Source organism: Sphaerisporangium dianthi (assembly GCF_042654065.1).
Classification (GTDB): Bacteria; Actinomycetota; Actinomycetes; order Streptosporangiales; family Streptosporangiaceae; genus Sphaerisporangium; species Sphaerisporangium dianthi.
The window spans coordinates 1-15,455 of sequence record NZ_JBHSFP010000053.1 but is presented as its reverse complement, the minus strand read 5'-3'; the positions used below and the strand labels follow the sequence as shown (position 1 = coordinate 15,455).

Annotated in this window: 12 protein-coding genes; 7 read left to right on the top strand and 5 right to left on the bottom strand. The window is 72.0% G+C overall.

What is annotated here, in order from left to right; all coding sequences use genetic code 11:
• Positions 1 to 47: 47 nt before the first annotated feature.
• A complete protein-coding gene (locus tag ACFO60_RS38435; protein WP_380851605.1) occupies positions 48 to 689 on the bottom strand; it encodes an HAD family hydrolase in 642 nt (213 codons plus the stop codon).
• Between the two features lie 290 nt (positions 690 to 979).
• Here ACFO60_RS38435 and ACFO60_RS38430 point away from each other — a divergent pair, with 290 nt between their 5' ends.
• On the top strand, positions 980 to 1,624 hold the full coding sequence (locus ACFO60_RS38430; RefSeq protein ID WP_380851602.1) for a TetR/AcrR family transcriptional regulator: 645 nt from the start codon (positions 980 to 982) through the stop codon (positions 1,622 to 1,624).
• On the opposite strand, the gene ACFO60_RS38425 is transcribed toward ACFO60_RS38430, so the two are convergent.
• On the bottom strand, positions 1,572 to 2,807 hold the full coding sequence (locus ACFO60_RS38425) for a hypothetical protein (RefSeq protein ID WP_380851599.1): 1,236 nt from the start codon (positions 2,805 to 2,807) through the stop codon (positions 1,572 to 1,574). The two genes, ACFO60_RS38430 and ACFO60_RS38425, sit on opposite strands and share 53 nt — an antisense overlap.
• A 286-nt stretch (positions 2,808 to 3,093) precedes the next feature.
• Between ACFO60_RS38425 and ACFO60_RS38420 the strand changes: the two genes are divergently transcribed.
• The 3 genes from ACFO60_RS38420 to ACFO60_RS38410 all read left to right on the top strand — a co-directional run bounded on the left by ACFO60_RS38420 (position 3,094) and on the right by ACFO60_RS38410 (position 8,250).
• Positions 3,094 to 5,484, top strand: coding sequence for a helicase-associated domain-containing protein (locus ACFO60_RS38420; protein ID WP_380851596.1), 2,391 nt, complete (start codon positions 3,094 to 3,096; stop codon positions 5,482 to 5,484).
• Positions 5,485 to 5,553: 69 nt separating this feature from the next.
• On the top strand, positions 5,554 to 6,354 hold the full coding sequence (locus ACFO60_RS38415) for a DUF4190 domain-containing protein (RefSeq protein WP_380851593.1): 801 nt from the start codon (positions 5,554 to 5,556) through the stop codon (positions 6,352 to 6,354).
• 249 nt (positions 6,355 to 6,603) lie between these two features.
• Positions 6,604 to 8,250, top strand: a complete 1,647-nt coding sequence (locus ACFO60_RS38410; protein WP_380851590.1) for a DNA repair helicase XPB — start codon at positions 6,604 to 6,606, stop codon at positions 8,248 to 8,250.
• A 233-nt stretch (positions 8,251 to 8,483) separates the two neighbouring features.
• Here ACFO60_RS38410 and ACFO60_RS38405 read toward each other — a convergent pair whose 3' ends face one another.
• Positions 8,484 to 8,828 carry a hypothetical protein gene (locus ACFO60_RS38405; protein WP_380851587.1) on the bottom strand — a complete coding sequence of 115 codons (345 nt, stop codon included), beginning with the start codon at positions 8,826 to 8,828 and terminating at the stop codon, positions 8,484 to 8,486.
• A 164-nt stretch (positions 8,829 to 8,992) separates the two neighbouring features.
• On the opposite strand from ACFO60_RS38405, the gene ACFO60_RS38400 reads away from it, so the two are divergent.
• Both ACFO60_RS38400 and ACFO60_RS38395 read left to right on the top strand, forming a co-directional pair.
• Entirely contained in the window at positions 8,993 to 11,137 is a 2,145-nt protein-coding gene (locus ACFO60_RS38400) for a HelD family protein (RefSeq protein ID WP_380851584.1), read from the top strand.
• An 89-nt stretch (positions 11,138 to 11,226) separates the two neighbouring features.
• Entirely contained in the window at positions 11,227 to 11,664 is a 438-nt protein-coding gene (locus tag ACFO60_RS38395) for a GNAT family N-acetyltransferase (RefSeq protein ID WP_380851581.1), read from the top strand.
• 101 nt (positions 11,665 to 11,765) lie between these two features.
• On the opposite strand, the gene ACFO60_RS38390 is transcribed toward ACFO60_RS38395, so the two are convergent.
• The gene (locus tag ACFO60_RS38390; RefSeq protein WP_380851578.1) at positions 11,766 to 13,370 is read right to left on the bottom strand and encodes an FAD-dependent monooxygenase; all 1,605 of its coding nucleotides are present in this window, start codon (positions 13,368 to 13,370) and stop codon (positions 11,766 to 11,768) included.
• Between the two features lie 72 nt (positions 13,371 to 13,442).
• Here ACFO60_RS38390 and ACFO60_RS38385 point away from each other — a divergent pair, with 72 nt between their 5' ends.
• Positions 13,443 to 14,072, top strand: coding sequence for a TetR/AcrR family transcriptional regulator (locus ACFO60_RS38385; protein WP_380851575.1), 630 nt, complete (start codon positions 13,443 to 13,445; stop codon positions 14,070 to 14,072).
• Positions 14,073 to 14,251: 179 nt separating this feature from the next.
• Here ACFO60_RS38385 and groL read toward each other — a convergent pair.
• Positions 14,252 to 15,455: chaperonin GroEL (groL, locus tag ACFO60_RS38380; RefSeq protein WP_380851572.1), on the bottom strand; the 1,204-nt coding region annotated here is incomplete at its 5' end.

The following is a 15,455-nucleotide window of genomic DNA, read 5'->3' as shown; positions in this document are numbered from 1 at the left end:
AGACTGTCATGAATGGTAATGGATGTAGGTTATGCCCACACGGGGCATCACATGACCGTGGAAACGGCCCCGATTTCCAAGCTCCGCGAGACCTGCCAGGCGTTGTACCACCCGCCGAACCTGGTCAGATCAGGCAGCACGACATCGGCTCCGTGGTCACGCAGCGCCTGCTCGTTGTAGGGACCCGTCGCGACGGTGACGCTCAGCGCCCGCCCCGCCCTGGCGGCCTCGATGTCGGCCACGTGGTCTCCGACGTAGATCGCCGCGCCGAAGCCGGAGATGGCCACGCCCTTGGCCGCACCGAACACCGAACCCGCCACCTCGTCGACGTCCAGGCCCAGCGTCTCGACCGTCAGGCGGGCGTCGGCGGTGTTCTTTCCCGTGACGACGATGACGCGGCCGCCGTGCCCGCGCACCTCGGCGAGGGCGTCGGCGGCGCCGGCCATCGGCGTGGTCATCGCGACCGCGATGCCGGGATACAGGGACCGGTAGAGGTCCGCCGCGGCCGGGATCTCCTCCGCGGGCAACCAGTAGGCCAGTTCCTGCTCCAGCGGAGGGCCGAGCCGCTCGATCACGGCGGCGGTGTCGATGGGCACGCCGAGACGGCGCGCCACCTCGTCGTACACGGCCGCGATTCCGGCGCGGGTGTCGGCAAGCGTCAGATCAAGATCGAAACCTACGGAATACACCCTAGAAAGGATGCCAAAGCGGTGAGCATCATGCGCACCGTTACTTGTGAGTGCGCTCGTCCACGGGCGTTTCCGGTCTCCCGCGACTCTGGGCGACCTCGGCCGTGAGCTCGGCCTTTTCACCGGGGCCGGCCCCTCGCCGCAGGCGCCCATGAGGCCATCCGCGAAAGCTCGGGTCCGGGCCCCGGGCGGGAACTCCCTGACCCGGCAGTACACCTACCCGATGCTGATTCCGCACGAAATGACACACCTTGACCACATAAGGTCGGGGCCGGAGGTAACCACGGGCAATGACCAGATCGACGCGCGAACGGATCATCGACGAGTCCCTCAGGCTCTTCGCCCAGCATGGCTACTCGGCGACGTCGGTCGCCGAGATCGAGGCCGCCGCGGGGCTGTCCCCCGGCGCCGGCGGCCTCTATCGGCACTTCAGGTCGAAGTACGACGTCCTCGCCGCCGCGATGAACGAGCACGCCGCCCGCACCCGCTCACAGATCACCGAGGCGCTGGTGGGGGTGCAGGCCCTCGGAGCGTCGGTCCCCGTCGAAGAGCGGCTGGAGCACGTGTGCCGGGCGGGGCTGGCCAAGGTGCGCGAGGAGAGCCGGCTCACCCGGGTCTTCTTCCGCGACCTCAGCCAGTTCCCCGAGTTGGTCGCCGTCGTCCGGGACGGCCTGCTCCAGCCCATGTTCGAGGCGATCACGACCTGGTTCCGCTCCCAGCCGGAGTACGCGGACGCCGACCTCGACTGGCCGGCCATCGGCGCCGTGCTGGGAGGCGCGGTGGTGTACTACCGGCTGTTCCAGGAGACCGTCGGCGAGCCTCCCGGGCGGGCCGACCGCGACCGTTTCGTGGCCTCCTGGGTGCGCCTGTCGCTTGGCCTGCTCAGCGCGGAACGCCCAGCGGCTGCCGCCGAGGTGGCGGAGGCGGCGGGTTGAACAGGCGATAGGCCAGCCACGCCACGCCACCCGCGGCGCCCAGCATGAACATCAACCCGCTGACGTGCCAGAACGAGTTGACGAACGCCGCCAGACCCTCGCCTTCGGCTTCGGGGGACCGCAGGGCGCCGAGCAGGACGCCGCCGAACACGTAGGCCGCGATCGGGGCCAGCAGGCCCTTGATGCGGTCTCTGAAGACCCAGCCGTCACAGGCCAGCACCGTGAGCGCGCCCACCGCCCACACCAGCACCGGGATGGGGAAGATCGCGACGTACGGCAGAGGCAGCGGCAGGAGCAGACCGGACACGAGCAGCAGGGCCATGCCCGCCACCTCACGACGCTCGTTGGTGAGGACCGTGCTCGCGTCACGCCCGTCCGCGGCCCTCGGCGCGGCCATCGCGGCGGCCCTGCCGAACCGGCCCGACGGCGGGACACCGCGTGGGACGGCCCTGGGCGACGCGCGACGGGCGCCGGAGCCCGCGCCCCGGGGCAGCGGACGCACGGCCCGCGACGGACGCCGCCGCTGCCCGGGCGCCCCCGGCGCCGGCGTCCTCGGCGGGCGGTCGCCGGTCACGGCGGGAAGCACTTCGGTCGCGGAGTCGCCGAACTCGTCGGTCATCGCGGGACCGGAGACCGGCACGGCGGGCATGACCGACGTGGCGGCCTCCTCCACCGGCGCGGGCGCCGGGCCGCCGGGCGGCGCCGCGGCCTCGCCGGACGGCGCGCCCTGGGCCGAGGCCGCGTCATGCACGGGAACCGGCCCCTGCGCGGACGCCGCGGAACCCGGTGACGATGAACCCGGTGACGGTGAACCCGAGGCCCGGGAACCCGGGGACGGGGAGCCGGAGGACGAGGCCGGCCCAGAAGAGAGCCGCGAGAGGAAAGGCGGACGGGAGGCGGCCTGCCCCCGGGCGCCGTGGACCCCGCCGGCCCGCCGCGCGGGCTCCGGCTCGGCGCCGGTCAGTCGCGCGACCTCACGCTGCAGGACCACCGACGGATCGCCGAAGCGGGCGAGCACCTTGCGCACGGCCGCCGGATCTTCGCTGCCCCGGCGTTCCTCCTCGATGCGGGCGCGCAACCTCTGGACGAAGTCGAGGCGCTGGTCGGTGCGGAGCACGCCGTGGGCGGCGTCCGCCACCTTGCTGACGTACTCCAGGACCAGCTGATCGGCACGCTCGATCACTCTCGCCATACTGCCCCAGCGCACCGGCCCGCGCACCGTTTCACGCAAATGACTATCCTCGCCGCGCCCGCGCCCCACCCTCGCTCGTCCCCGGACGCCGGCACGGCAAGGCTCCGGAGAGGCCCCTGGACAGGGCTCCGAGGAACGCCGGTGATCAGGATTCCGGGGAACGCCCGTGATCAGGACTGGCGTGCGACGGCCCGCGGGCTCCTACGATGGAGGAGACGGTCCCACCGCGTGGGCCGTGCGGCGGAGTGCCGGCGGACAGGGGGTTCGGTGGAGCGTGATGAACACCGAGTTCACTGACTGGCTGCGCGGCCTCGGCGATGACCGGCTGCGCGCTCTGGTGGCGGCGCGTCCCGAGCTCATCACCCCTGTTCCCGCGCACGTCGAGGGCCTGGCGCTCCGCGCCACCAGCCCGTCGGCCACCGGCAGGGCCCTTGACCGCCTCGACCGCTTCGCCCTCTCGGCGGTGGAGACGCTCCTGGTCATGACGGCCGAGGACGGGCCCGGCCTTGCGTACGGCGATCTGCGCGCGGCGATGGCCGCGTCCATGGCTCCGCAGGACGCCGCACACCTGGACGGGCCGCTGCGCGCGGCCGTCGACGGGCTGCTGAGGCTCGGCCTGATCTTCGGTTCGGACGCCGCCCTGCGGCTCGCGCCCGGCGTGCGGGACGTCTCTGAGTCCCCGGCCGGGCTGGGGCCGCCGGCGGCCGAGGTGTTCCGGCATCATCCGCCCGAGCGGCTGCACGAGCTGATCCAGGCCGTCCACCGCGGCGACACCGGCCGTGAGGAGGCCGTCGCCGAGCGGCTGGCCGGTCTGCTGGCCGAGGGCGGCATCGTCGAGCGCCTCCTGCGGGACGTCGCCCCGCAGGCCCGTGCCGCGCTGGAAGAGCTCGCGTGGGGGCCGCCGGCCGGCCGGCTTCCCAACGCCCGGCGCGAGGTCAGCGTGGCCACCGCCCAGTCGCCGATCGAGCAGCTCCTCGCCCGCGGCCTGCTCGCCGCGACCGGCGAAGAGAGCGTCGTGCTGCCCCGCGAGGTGGCGCTGGTGCTGCGCGGCGGCCGGGTGCACCGCGACCTGCGTCCGGCGGCCCCTCCGCTGAACGGCACCGAACGCGACCAGACCTTGGCCGATCGCACCGCCGCCGGCCAGGCGTTCACCTTCGTCCGCACGGTCGAAGAGCTGTGCGAGCACTGGAGCGTCGACCCGCCGGGCATCCTGCGCGCGGGCGGCGTCGCCGTGCGCGACCTGAAGAGGACGGCGCAGCTGCTCGACCTGCCCGAGTGGACGGCCGCGCTGGTGGTGGAGGTCGCCTACGCCGCGGGGCTGGTGGCGTCCAGCGCGCCCGTCGACGGCGAGTGGCTGCCCACGAACGGCTACGACGCCTGGCGGGTGAAGGGCATCGAGGACCGCTGGGAGGTCCTGGCGTCGGCCTGGCTGGCCGGAGACCGCGTGCCGGGCCTGGTCGGCGAGCGGGACGACCGCGACCGCCTGCTGAACGTCCTGCACCCCGAGCTGCGGCGGCCGGCCGCCCCAGAGGTGCGGCTGCGGACGCTGCGGGTGCTCGCGGCGGCCGCCCCCGGGCTGGCTCCGTCCGCCGACTCGGTGCGCGAGCGGCTGGCGTTCGAGCAGCCGCGCCGCAGGGGCGCCTACCGCGACCGGCTGGTCGACTTCACGCTGCGCGAGGCCGAGCAACTGGGGTTCACCGGCCTCGGCGCGCTGTCCGGCTTCGGCCGCGCGCTGCTCCCTCCCGCCACGCCGGGCGAACCGGCCCGGCTGCTGGCGCCGCTGCTGCCCGAGCCGGTCGGCCACGTGCTGCTCCAGGCCGACCTCACCGCCGTCGCTCCCGGCCCGCTCACCAGCGACCTGGGGCGCTGGCTGTCGCTCGCCGCCGACGTCGAGTCCAAGGGCGGCGCGACGGTCTACCGGTTCGCCGAGGGGTCGATCCGGCGGGCGCTGGACGCCGGTTCCAGCGCGGACGAGCTGCTCGCCATGCTCGAGAAGCACTCGACGACGCCGGTGCCGCAGCCGCTGCGCTATCTGGTGACCGACGTCGCCCGCAGGCACGGCCGCATCCGCGTCGGCACGGCGGGCTCCTACGTGCGATGCGACGATCCGTCCGTGCTCGACGAGGTGATGGCCGACAAGCGCGCCGTTCCGCTGCGGCTGCGCCGGCTGGCGCCGACCGTGATCGCCTCGCGCAGCTCGCGGGCCGTGGTGGTCGACTCGCTTCGGGCCTTCGGCTACTCCCCCGTCGCCGAGTCCTCCGAAGGTGACGTGCTGGTGACCCGGACCGACGCCAAACGCACCGAGCGACCGTCGGCCGGCCGCCCCGCCTCCGCTCCCGCAGGTCCGGACGCCGATGTGGTGACGGCCGCCGTCCGGGCGATCAGGGCGGGTGACGAGGCTCACCGAGCGCGCAGGCAGCCGGTGGCGGCCCCGGACGGGCAGGTGCCGCGCTCGCCTTCGACGGGCACGGTCATCGCGTTGCAGGAGGCCATCCGGCAGGGGTCGCGCGTCTGGATCGGCTACCTGGACTCTCAGGGGCACGCGACCAGCCGCATCCTGGAGCCGGCCCGCATGGAGGGCGGCTATCTGACCGCCTACGACGAGACGCGGGCGGCGGTCCACCGGTTCGCGCTGCACCGCATCACCGGCGTCGCCGACGTCAACTGAAGCGGTCGTGTCCTACGGGCGGCCGCGTTCCCGCCATTAACACGGCGCGATCAGCTCATAACGTGGTAAATGTTGATCGGCTCGACCACCATCAGAATTGAGACGATCTTGAGCAGCGGCACTCCCGAGTCCGCCGGGTACTCCTCGAACGGCTGGCAGGGTCCATACGGATCGCAAGGCGGCCACGATGGTCCCGGCGGGGCGCCGTCGCCGTACGGCCAGGGGCATGACCAGCCGCAGTACGGCGGGCAGCCACCGTACGACCAGAGCCCCGCGCAACCGCCCTACGACCCGTACGCGGCGCCGGCGCAGAGTCCCTACGATCAGCAGCCCTACGGCGCCCCCGCGCAGCAGCCCTACGGCACGCCCGGGCAGCAACCCTACGACCAGGCATACGGGACGCCGGGGCAGCAGCCGTACGACCAGGGATACGGCGGGGCCGCGCAGCAGCAGCCCTACGACCAGGCGTACGGCGGGGCCGCGCAGCAGGCCTACGACCAGTACGGCGCTCCCGCGCAGCCCGGCTACGGCCAGCAGGGGTACGACCCGCAGTACCAGCAGCCGTACGGCTACGGGGGCGCCTACCAGCAGCAGCCCTACGGCCACCCTCCCGCCCCGGCGAGCGAAGGGCCGCGCACGCACGCCATCGTCGCCCTGGTCATCAGCATCATGCTGGCCATGAGCTGTTACGTCTCGCTGGGCGGCATCACCTCGGTCGTCCTGGCCGGCATCGCGCTCGGCAAGGTCGACAGCGAGCCCGAGCGGGCGCGCTCACTGCTCAAATGGGGCTGGATCGCCATCGGCGTCAACATCGCCCTGGTCGTCGCCATCGTCGCGGTCGCCATCGTCATCGGCATCGCCTCGGAGTGACCGGCGTCCTCCCGCCCACCGCTCCCTCCACGCCCGGCATCCGTCCCCGACCGAGCGTCCCGCCCGCGGCCATGCGCACCGCCCGGCCGCGGGCGGGACGGACGCCTCCATCACCTCCATATTCCCTGCGCAACGCCGTCGCGGTGTCAAGCGGTGGGAAAGCGGGACTGATCCGGGCCGCTCTCTTGTTGGATAAGCGGACGGGACCGCCGGCACGGTGGCCGTACGCGAACCCAGGAGAGTAGAAACGTGTCTGATGGCCCGCTGATCGTCCAGTCGGACAAGACGCTGCTGCTCGAGGTCGAGCACGACAGGGCGGACGACTGCCGCAAGGCCATCGCGCCCTTCGCCGAACTCGAGCGGGCGCCCGAGCACGTCCACACCTACCGCGTCACCCCCCTCGCGCTCTGGAACGCGAGGGCCGCCGGCCACGACGCCGAGCAGGTCATCGACGCGCTGATCAGCTTCAGCCGCTATCCGGTGCCGCACGCCCTGCTCGTGGACATCGCCGAGACGATGTCCAGGTACGGCAGACTCCGGCTGGAGAAGAGCGATCTTTACGGCCTGACGCTGACCAGCACCGACAAGGCCGTGCTCGAAGAGGTGCTGCGGTCCAGGAAGATCCAGCCGATGCTGGGCGAGCGCATCGGCGACGACACGGTGGCGGTGCACCCGAGCGAGCGCGGCAACATCAAGCAGGCGCTGCTGAAGATCGGCTGGCCGGCCGAGGACCTCGCGGGCTACGTCGACGGCGAGCACCACCCGATCACGCTGGCCGAGGACGGCTGGTCGCTGCGCCCCTACCAGCGGGACGCGGCGGACGCGTTCTGGCATGGCGGCTCGGGGGTCGTGGTGCTGCCCTGCGGCGCGGGCAAGACGATCGTGGGCGCGGCGGCGATGGCCCACGCCGAAGCGACGACGCTGATCTTGGTCACCAACACCGTCTCCGCCCACCAGTGGAAGCAAGAGCTGATCAAGCGCACCTCGCTCACCGAGAGCGAGATCGGCGAGTACACCGGGACGAAGAAGGAGATCCGCCCGGTCACCATCGCCACCTACCAGGTCATGACGACCCGCCGCCAGGGCGTCTACCGGCACCTTGAGCTGTTCGACGCCCGCGACTGGGGCCTGGTGATCTACGACGAGGTGCACCTGCTGCCGGCGCCGATCTTCCGGATGACCGCCGACCTGCAGGCCAGGAGGCGCGTCGGCCTGACCGCGACGCTGGTCCGCGAGGACGGCCGCGAGGGGGACGTGTTCTCCCTCATCGGCCCCAAGCGGTACGACGCGCCGTGGAAGGAGATGGAGAACCAGGGCTGGATCGCCCCCGCCGACTGCGTCGAGGTCCGGGTCACGCTCACCGACCAGGAGCGCCTGGCCTACGCCATGGCCGACCCCGAGGAGCGCTACCGCTTCTGCGCGACGACGCCGTCCAAGACGCGCGTCACCGAGACGCTGGTGCGGCGGCACGCGGGCGAGCAGGTGCTGGTGATCGGCCAGTACATCGACCAGCTGGACGAGCTGGCAGAGCACCTGAACGCGCCGGTGATCAAGGGCGAGACACGGGTCAAAGAGCGCGAGCGGCTGTTCCAGGCGTTCCGCGACAAGGAGATCCAGGTGCTGGTCGTCTCCAAGGTCGCGAACTTCTCGATCGACCTGCCGGAGGCGTCGGTGGCGATCCAGGTGTCGGGGACGTTCGGGTCACGGCAGGAGGAGGCGCAGCGGCTCGGCCGGGTGCTGCGGCCGAAGGCGAGCGGCGGCGGCGCACGGTTCTACTCCGTGGTCAGCCGGGACACCGTCGACCAGGAGTTCGCCGCGCATCGTCAGCGCTTCCTCGCCGAGCAGGGGTACGCCTACCAGATCATCGACGCGGACGACGTGCTCGCCAGCGAGTGATCTTCGCTGAGCGGCACGCCGCCGACTCCCCCAACCCGTCCTGAGAAAGGTTCCCCCAGGCGACGGGCATTCAGGTCCACGAAATACCCTGGGTCCTGTTCAACCACATCACCCCCTCGCTTATTGGCTGCCACGGCGCCAACTGCGACATACCCCCATGATTCAATCGAATCACAAGGTTTGTCCTGCTTTTTCAGGATTTTGGTATACGCTAACGCAACGTGTCGGCGAGATCACCGACCGACTAACCCGCCGACGTAAAGTACGCCCAGGGCTATTAGCCACGAAGCCGTCGCGATCCCTACAAGTATCAGAGACTTTTCTGGATATCTCCGCATTAGAGGTGGCAGAAGACCGGTCGCCGTGCCCATCGCCCCCACGATCGCGAAGAGGCCGGACAGGCTCGACACGATGGTCAGGCGGTCCATGCAGACGTCGAGCATCTCGTCGTTCCCGCAGAAGGCCGCCAGCCCCCATCCCGCGAAGACCGACAGGGTCCACAGGCCGCCGAGCAGCAGGTTCGCCAGGGCGGGAATGACCGGAGAGACCGCCACTGGGGCACGCATCGTCACCTTCATTCGAGTACCCAAAGGTCAAGACCGGGCAAACTCCGGACAAGGGTCGCGTCGTATGCCCAACTCCTCGCACGCCGGCGAGCACGCGCTGGAGGCGGCGCAAGCATATAAGCTTGTGGGTTCGCTGCCTTTGTCAACCACCTCCGTCCCTCAAGGAGCGCTTCGGCATGCCCGGACACCAATTGGCCCCCGACATATCCGACGACGACCGCGACCGGCCGGGGGCCTCCCCCTCTCATCGGTTCGATCACCACTCCGACCTGCGCCAAGATCCGCCTGAGGTCACCGCCGGTACGCCGGGGGAATCCGGCGACGACCCCGCCGATGTGCTGCGAGCCGAACGCGCCCACCTCGCCGGCTCACGCGCGGCGCTGCGCGCGATGCGCGAGCACGCCCAGTCGCTCTCGGCGGACGCGGCGGGCGACTGGGTCTCCCAGCAGGTCCTGCAGGGCCTGCTGGACCAGCGCGTCGCCGCCCTGGCCGACCACCCCGACACCCCGCTGTTCTTCGGCCGCCTCGACAGGACCGGCGAGGACGACCTTCCCCTGACCATCCACGTCGGCCGCCGCCACGTGCACGACGACCACAGCCGCCCTCTGGTGATCGACTGGCGCGCGCCGGTCTCCCGGGCGTTCTACCAGGCCCGCCCGTCCGAGCCGATGGGCGTGCTGCGCCGCAGGCGGTTCGGCTTCCACGGCGGCGAGCTGACCGCGTACGAGGACGAGCCCCTCGACCAGGCCGGCCAGGGGGCCGCCCTCCAAGAGTCGCGCATCCTCACCGATGAGATCGAGCGGCCCCGCACCGGCCCCATGCGCGACATCGTCGCCACGATCCAGCCCGACCAGGACGAGATCGTCCGCGCCGACCTGACACAGACGGTGTGCGTCCAGGGCGCGCCCGGCACCGGCAAGACCGCCGTCGGCCTGCACCGCGCCGCCTACCTGCTGTTCACGCACCGCGAGAAGCTGTCGCGGTCGGGCGTGATGATCGTCGGCCCGAACCGCGCCTTCCTGTCCTACATCTCCTCGGTCCTGCCCGCGCTGGGCGAGGTGAAGGTCGACCAGACCACCGTCGCCGGCCTCGTCGGCGACCACGCGGCCGCCGAGGAACCGGCCGTCGCCGCGCTCAAGGGCGACGCCCGCATGGCGCCGGTGCTCCGCCGGGCGCTCTGGATGCACATCAGCAAACCCGAGGAGGGTCTGCTGATCACCCGGGGCGTCAACCGCTTCCGCGTCGCCGACCACGAGGTGCGCGAGATCGTCGCCTCGCTGCGCGGCACCACCCGGTACGGCCCCGGGCGCGCCGCGCTCGCCCAGCGGCTCGCGCACGCCGTGCTGGTGCGCATGGAGCAGCGCGGCGAGTCCCCCGACGACCGGGTTCAGGACGCCGTCGCCAGATCCAAGCCCGTCAAGCAGCTCATCGACCAGATCTGGCCCCGCGTGACGCCGCAGCAGGTGCTGTTCCGGCTGCTGTCCGACGGCGACTTCCTCGCCGCGGCGGCGAGGGCCGACCTCACCGCCGACGAGTGCGAGACCCTCCTTTGGGCCAAGCCCGCGCGGTCGTGGAAGTCCGCCAAGTGGTCGGCCGCGGACGCGGCCCTGATGGACGAACTGGCCGACCTCGTCGAGCGCACCCCCACGCTGGGTCACGTGGTCGTCGACGAGGCCCAGGACCTTTCAGCGATGCAACTCCGCGCGCTCGGCCGCCGGTGCCGCACGGGCTCGGCCACCGTCCTCGGCGACCTGGCCCAGGGCACCACCCCGTGGTCGGCGCGCTCCTGGGAGGAGGTGCTGCTGCACCTCGGCGTCAGCGAGGGCGCGGTGACCGAGCTGACCCTCGGATTCCGCGTCCCCAGAGAGGTGCTCGACTTCGCCGCCCGGCTGCTCCCCTCGGTCGCCCCCACCCTGGCCGCACCCCGGTCGCTGCGCCCCGGCGCCGGCTCGCTCTCCCTGCGCCGCACCGCCGACGTGCCGGCCGGCCTCACCGCGGCCGTCCGCGAGGCCAGCGGGCGCGAGGGCTCCATCGGCGTGATCGCCGCCGACGGCTCGACGGCGAGCGTGGCCGCCGCCCTCGCGGCGGACGGCCTCCCGCACGACCTGCTCGACCCTGACTCCTCCCCCGAGCAGCGCGTCTCGGTCATCCCCGCCTCGCTCGCCAAGGGCCTGGAGTACGACCACGTCATCGTCGTGGAGCCCGCCGACATCGTCGCCGCCGAGGACCGCGGCCTCGCCCGCCTCTACGTCGTCCTCACCCGAGCCGTCAGCTCCCTGGTCGTCCTGCACGCCCGCGACCTGCCGCCCCAGCTCATGTGACGCCGCCGCGGCCCGCGCGGGGCCCGCGGCGCGTGTGACAGCGCCGCACGGCCGCTCGGTCTCCGCGCGCGTGAGCTAGCTTGGCGTCCGTGACAGAAGTGACGAACACGGCGCTCACCGTCCGGGCCGGGGCGGCCGGCGATGTGGAAGAGGTGCTGGCGTTCTGGTCCGACGCCGCGGAAGGCACCGACCGGCGTGACAGCGCGGATGCCGTACGAGGGCTGATCGAGCGTGATCCGGAGGCTCTGCTGATCGCCGAGCTGGACGGGCGCATCGTCGGCACCGTGATCGCGGGATGGGACGGGTGGCGGTGCCATCTGTACCGGCTGGCCGTCGACCCCGCGCACCGCCGCAAGGGCATCGCCCGCGTTCTGCTGGAGGTCGCGGAGAAGCGCTTCGCCGAGTACGGCGGCATACGCGCCGACGCCATGGTCCTGGACGACAACACCCTGGCCCACCACGCCTGGACGGCGGCCGGCTACGTCCGCCAGCCGCAGTGGGGCCGGTGGGTGAAACCTCTCCAGTAGCCCGGCGGCCGGGTGCCGGGTGCCGGCCATCGGCCGGCCGAGCCGATGCCGGTGCCCGCCACTCCGTCGGCGCCGGAGATCCCCTCCCGGCGGGAGATCGTCTACTGCCGCCGGTCGCCGGCGGTGGCGGCCGGCGCGCCGAGCCAGGTGGCGAGGGCCTTCTCCAGCGCGCCGGCGTCGGCGCGCCCCTGCTCGCCTGCCCAGGCGACGACCCCGTCCGGGCGCAGGAACAGCCCGGTGAGCTCCGGATGCTCCTTCGCGCCGGCGGTGACCACCGTCATCCTGTCGCGATGGCCGTCGGCCAGGTCGCGCAGGTCCCCCGCAGGGTCGAACAGCAGCGCCCGGCCGTCGTGCAGATGGTCGGCGAGGCGTGACCCGTCGGACAGCGCGAGGTCGGGGGCGCTGCCGCCGACGAGGGCGTGGTCGCCGGGCAGGTCGTAACGCTGCCAGACGCCGGAGATCCTCTTGGCGAAGTAGGTGGTGCCGGTGACGGTCTCGACCAGATCGTTCACGACGCTCCGCAGTGCCCTGGCGCGGGGGTCCGGGCGCATCAGCGCCACCTGGGCGCGCGTCCAGTCGAGCACCCAGGCCCCGATGGGGTGCCGTTCGGCGGTGTAGGTGTCGAGCAGGCCGTCCGGCGCCCAGCCGCGGACGGTCGCCGCGAGCTTCCAGCCGAGGTTCGCCGCGTCGCCGAGCCCGAGGTTCAGGCCCTGGCCGCCGAACGGAGAGTGCACGTGGGCGGCGTCGCCGGCCAGGAGCACCCGGCCGAGCCGGTAGGTGGTCGCCTGGCGGGCGTTGTCGGTGAAGCGGGTGGCGCTCTTGATCGCGGTCACGGTCACCTCGGCGCCGGTGACGTGCCGGATGGCCTCCTGCAGTTCCTCAGCGGTGACGGGGGTGTCGCGCTCGGCGCGGGGGCCGGTGAACTGGACGGTGAGGATGCGTCCCGGGACAGGGCCGTGCGCGTACACGCCGGTGGGGGTGGCGTGCCAGCCGGCGCCCAGGGCCTCGGCGCCCTTCATCTCGACGAGAGCCTGGTAGGCGGTGATCTCCGGATCGGTGCCCGGGAAGTCGAAGCCGGCGAGCTTCCTGACGGCGCTCCGCCCGCCGTCGCACCCGGCCAGCCAGCGGGCCCGCACCGCGCCCGCGCTCGTCGAGGCGGTGACGCCCTCGTCGTCGGCGGAGAGGCCGGTCAGCTCGACGCCCCGCCGCACCTCGACGCCGAGCCGCGCGGCGTACTCGCCGAGGATGCCCTCGATCTGCTGCTGGTTGACCAGGCCGATGTCCCCGGCGGGGCCGTGGCCGGCGAAGTCGGGATCGGCGGCGTCGAGCCGGTCCGCGTCCAGCATGATGCCGGCGAAGTGCCCGGCGAACTTCGGCGGCGTCCGCCGTGGCTCCGCCTTCCCGGACGCGCCGGCCGGTTCGGCCCGCTCGTCCCCGGCGGGCGCGCGATGTGCGGCCCGCTGCCGCATGAAGGCGGCGAACTGCTCGAGGTTGCGCTCCTGGGCCCCGCGAAGCGCCGGGAGCAGGCCGCGCCGGTACAGCACCTCGACGCTCGGCAGGTTCAGCGCTCCGGCCTTGATCGTGGGATCCATCTCCTCCCGCCGCTCCACCACCATGGCCGAGGCGCCCCCCAGCGCTAGCTCGCAGGCCAGCATCAGCCCCACGGGGCCGCCTCCGGCCACCACCACGTCAGCGTCGTACGACATGCCGCCTCCTCGCAAAGTATGTTGGCTATAAACTTACTGTAGCAGTACTTTTTTAGCCACTATATTGGGCGAGTGGACATCGACCCAGGGCTTCGTGAGCGCAAGAAGCGGCAGACCCGTCAGCTGATCTCGGACGTGGCCTCCGGTCTGTTCCTGCAGCGGGGGTTCGACAACGTCACGGTCGCCGAGGTGGCGCAGGCCGCCGACGTCTCGGCGAAGACGGTGTTCAACTACTTCCCGCGCAAAGAAGACCTGTTCCTCGATCGGGGCCCTGAAGCGACCGAGCTGGTCACGCGGGCGGTCCGCGAGCGGGCCGAGGGCGAGAGGCCACTCGCGGCGCTGCGCGGCCTGATCTTCCGGCTTCTGCGGGAGAACCACCCGCTGTCGGGAATCAGAGACGGCCAGCACCACTTCTGGCAGGTGATCCTGGATTCTCCGGCGCTGCGGGCACGGGGGCGCGAGGCGCTGGAGGAACTGGAGACGTTGATCGCCACGCTGCTGGCGGAGGCGACCGGGGCCCGGCCCGGCGACATCGAGCCCAGGCTGGCCGCCGGGCTCTTCCTCACCGCCTACCGCACGGTGTACGCCGCCAGCGCACGCCGCCTGATGGCCGGGGAGCGCGCGGCCGACGTCCTGCCCGACCACCTGGCCCTGCTCGACCACGCCTTCGACGCCGTGAACCGCGCCTGCCCCGACTTCTGAGCTCCCGCGGCGGCGCGGCATGCTCTTCCGGCCTCGCGCCCTTCGTGCTCGCGGTCCTGCCCGGCGGGCGAGGTCACGTCCGGCCGTCCTCGGCAGGTGACGGCGATGGCCCGCTCACGCCAAAGGGCCACCCCCGGACGGATCCGGGAATGGCCCTTTCGCGTTTGCGAGCGGGAAGCTCAGAAGTCCATGTCGCCGCCGCCGGGCATGGCGGGAGCGGCAGGGGTCTTCTCGGGCTTCTCGGCGATGACCGCCTCGGTGGTGAGGAACAGCGCCGCGATGGACGCGGCGTTCTGCAGCGCCGAGCGGGTGACCTTGGCCGGGTCGATGATGCCGGCCTCCAGCATGTTCACGTACTCGCCGGTCGCGGCGTTGAGGCCGACGCCCACTTCGAGGTTGCGGACACGCTCGACCACGACGCCGCCTTCGAGGCCGGCGTTCACGGCGATCTGCTTCAGCGGCTCCTCGAGCGCCTTGCGGACGATCGCGGCACCGGTGGCCTCGTCGTTGAACAGCTCCAGCTTGTCGAACGCCTTGGCGCCCGCCTGCAGCAGAGCCACACCACCGCCGGGGACGATGCCCTCTTCGACGGCCGCCTTCGCGTTGCGAACGGCGTCCTCGATGCGGTGCTTGCGCTCCTTGAGCTCGACCTCGGTCGCCGCGCCGGCCTTGATGACGGCGACGCCGCCGGCCAGCTTGGCGAGGCGCTCCTGGAGCTTCTCGCGGTCGTAGTCGGAGTCGGTGTTCTCGATCTCGGCGCGGATCTGGTTGACCCGGCCGGCGATCTGCTCGGAGTCACCGTAGCCGTCGACGATGGTCGTCTCGTCCTTGGTGACGATGACCTGGCGCGCGCGGCCGAGCAGGTCGAGCGTGGCGGTCTCGAGCTTGAGGCCCACGTCCTCGCTGATCGGCTGGCCACCGGTGAGGATGGCGATGTCGCCGAGCATGGCCTTGCGGCGGTCGCCGAAGCCAGGGGCCTTGACGGCCACGGACTTGAACAGACCGCGGATCTTGTTGACGACCAGGGTGGCCAGGGCCTCGCCCTCGACGTCCTCAGCGATGATCACAAGCGGCTTGCCGGACTGCACGACCTTGTCGAGCAGGGGGAGCAGGTCCTTGTTCGCCGACACCTTCGAGTTCACGATCAGGAGGTAGGGCTCGTCGAGGACGGCCTCCATACGCTCCGGGTCGGTCACGAAGTAGCCGGAGATGTAGCCCTTGTCGAAGCGCATGCCCTCGGTGAGCTCAAGCTCCAAGCCGAAGGCGTTGCTCTCCTCGACGGTGATGACGCCTTCCTTGCCGACCTTGTCCATGGCCTCGGCGATCATCTCGCCGATCTGGGTGTCGCCGGCGGAGATGGAGGCGGTGGAAGCGATCTGCTCC

Excerpts from the sequence above, each read along its gene's own strand:
- ACFO60_RS38405 (WP_380851587.1), bottom strand. The coding sequence starts at position 8,828 with ATGAAGGTGACGATGCGTGCCCCAGTGGCGGTCTCTCCGGTCATTCCC.
- ACFO60_RS38430 (WP_380851602.1), top strand. The coding sequence starts at position 980 with ATGACCAGATCGACGCGCGAACGGATCATCGACGAGTCCCTCAGGCTC.
- ACFO60_RS38420 (WP_380851596.1), top strand. The coding sequence starts at position 3,094 with ATGAACACCGAGTTCACTGACTGGCTGCGCGGCCTCGGCGATGACCGG.
- ACFO60_RS38390 (WP_380851578.1), bottom strand. The coding sequence starts at position 13,370 with ATGTCGTACGACGCTGACGTGGTGGTGGCCGGAGGCGGCCCCGTGGGG.
- ACFO60_RS38415 (WP_380851593.1), top strand. The coding sequence starts at position 5,554 with ATGTTGATCGGCTCGACCACCATCAGAATTGAGACGATCTTGAGCAGC.
- ACFO60_RS38400 (WP_380851584.1), top strand. The coding sequence starts at position 8,993 with ATGCCCGGACACCAATTGGCCCCCGACATATCCGACGACGACCGCGAC.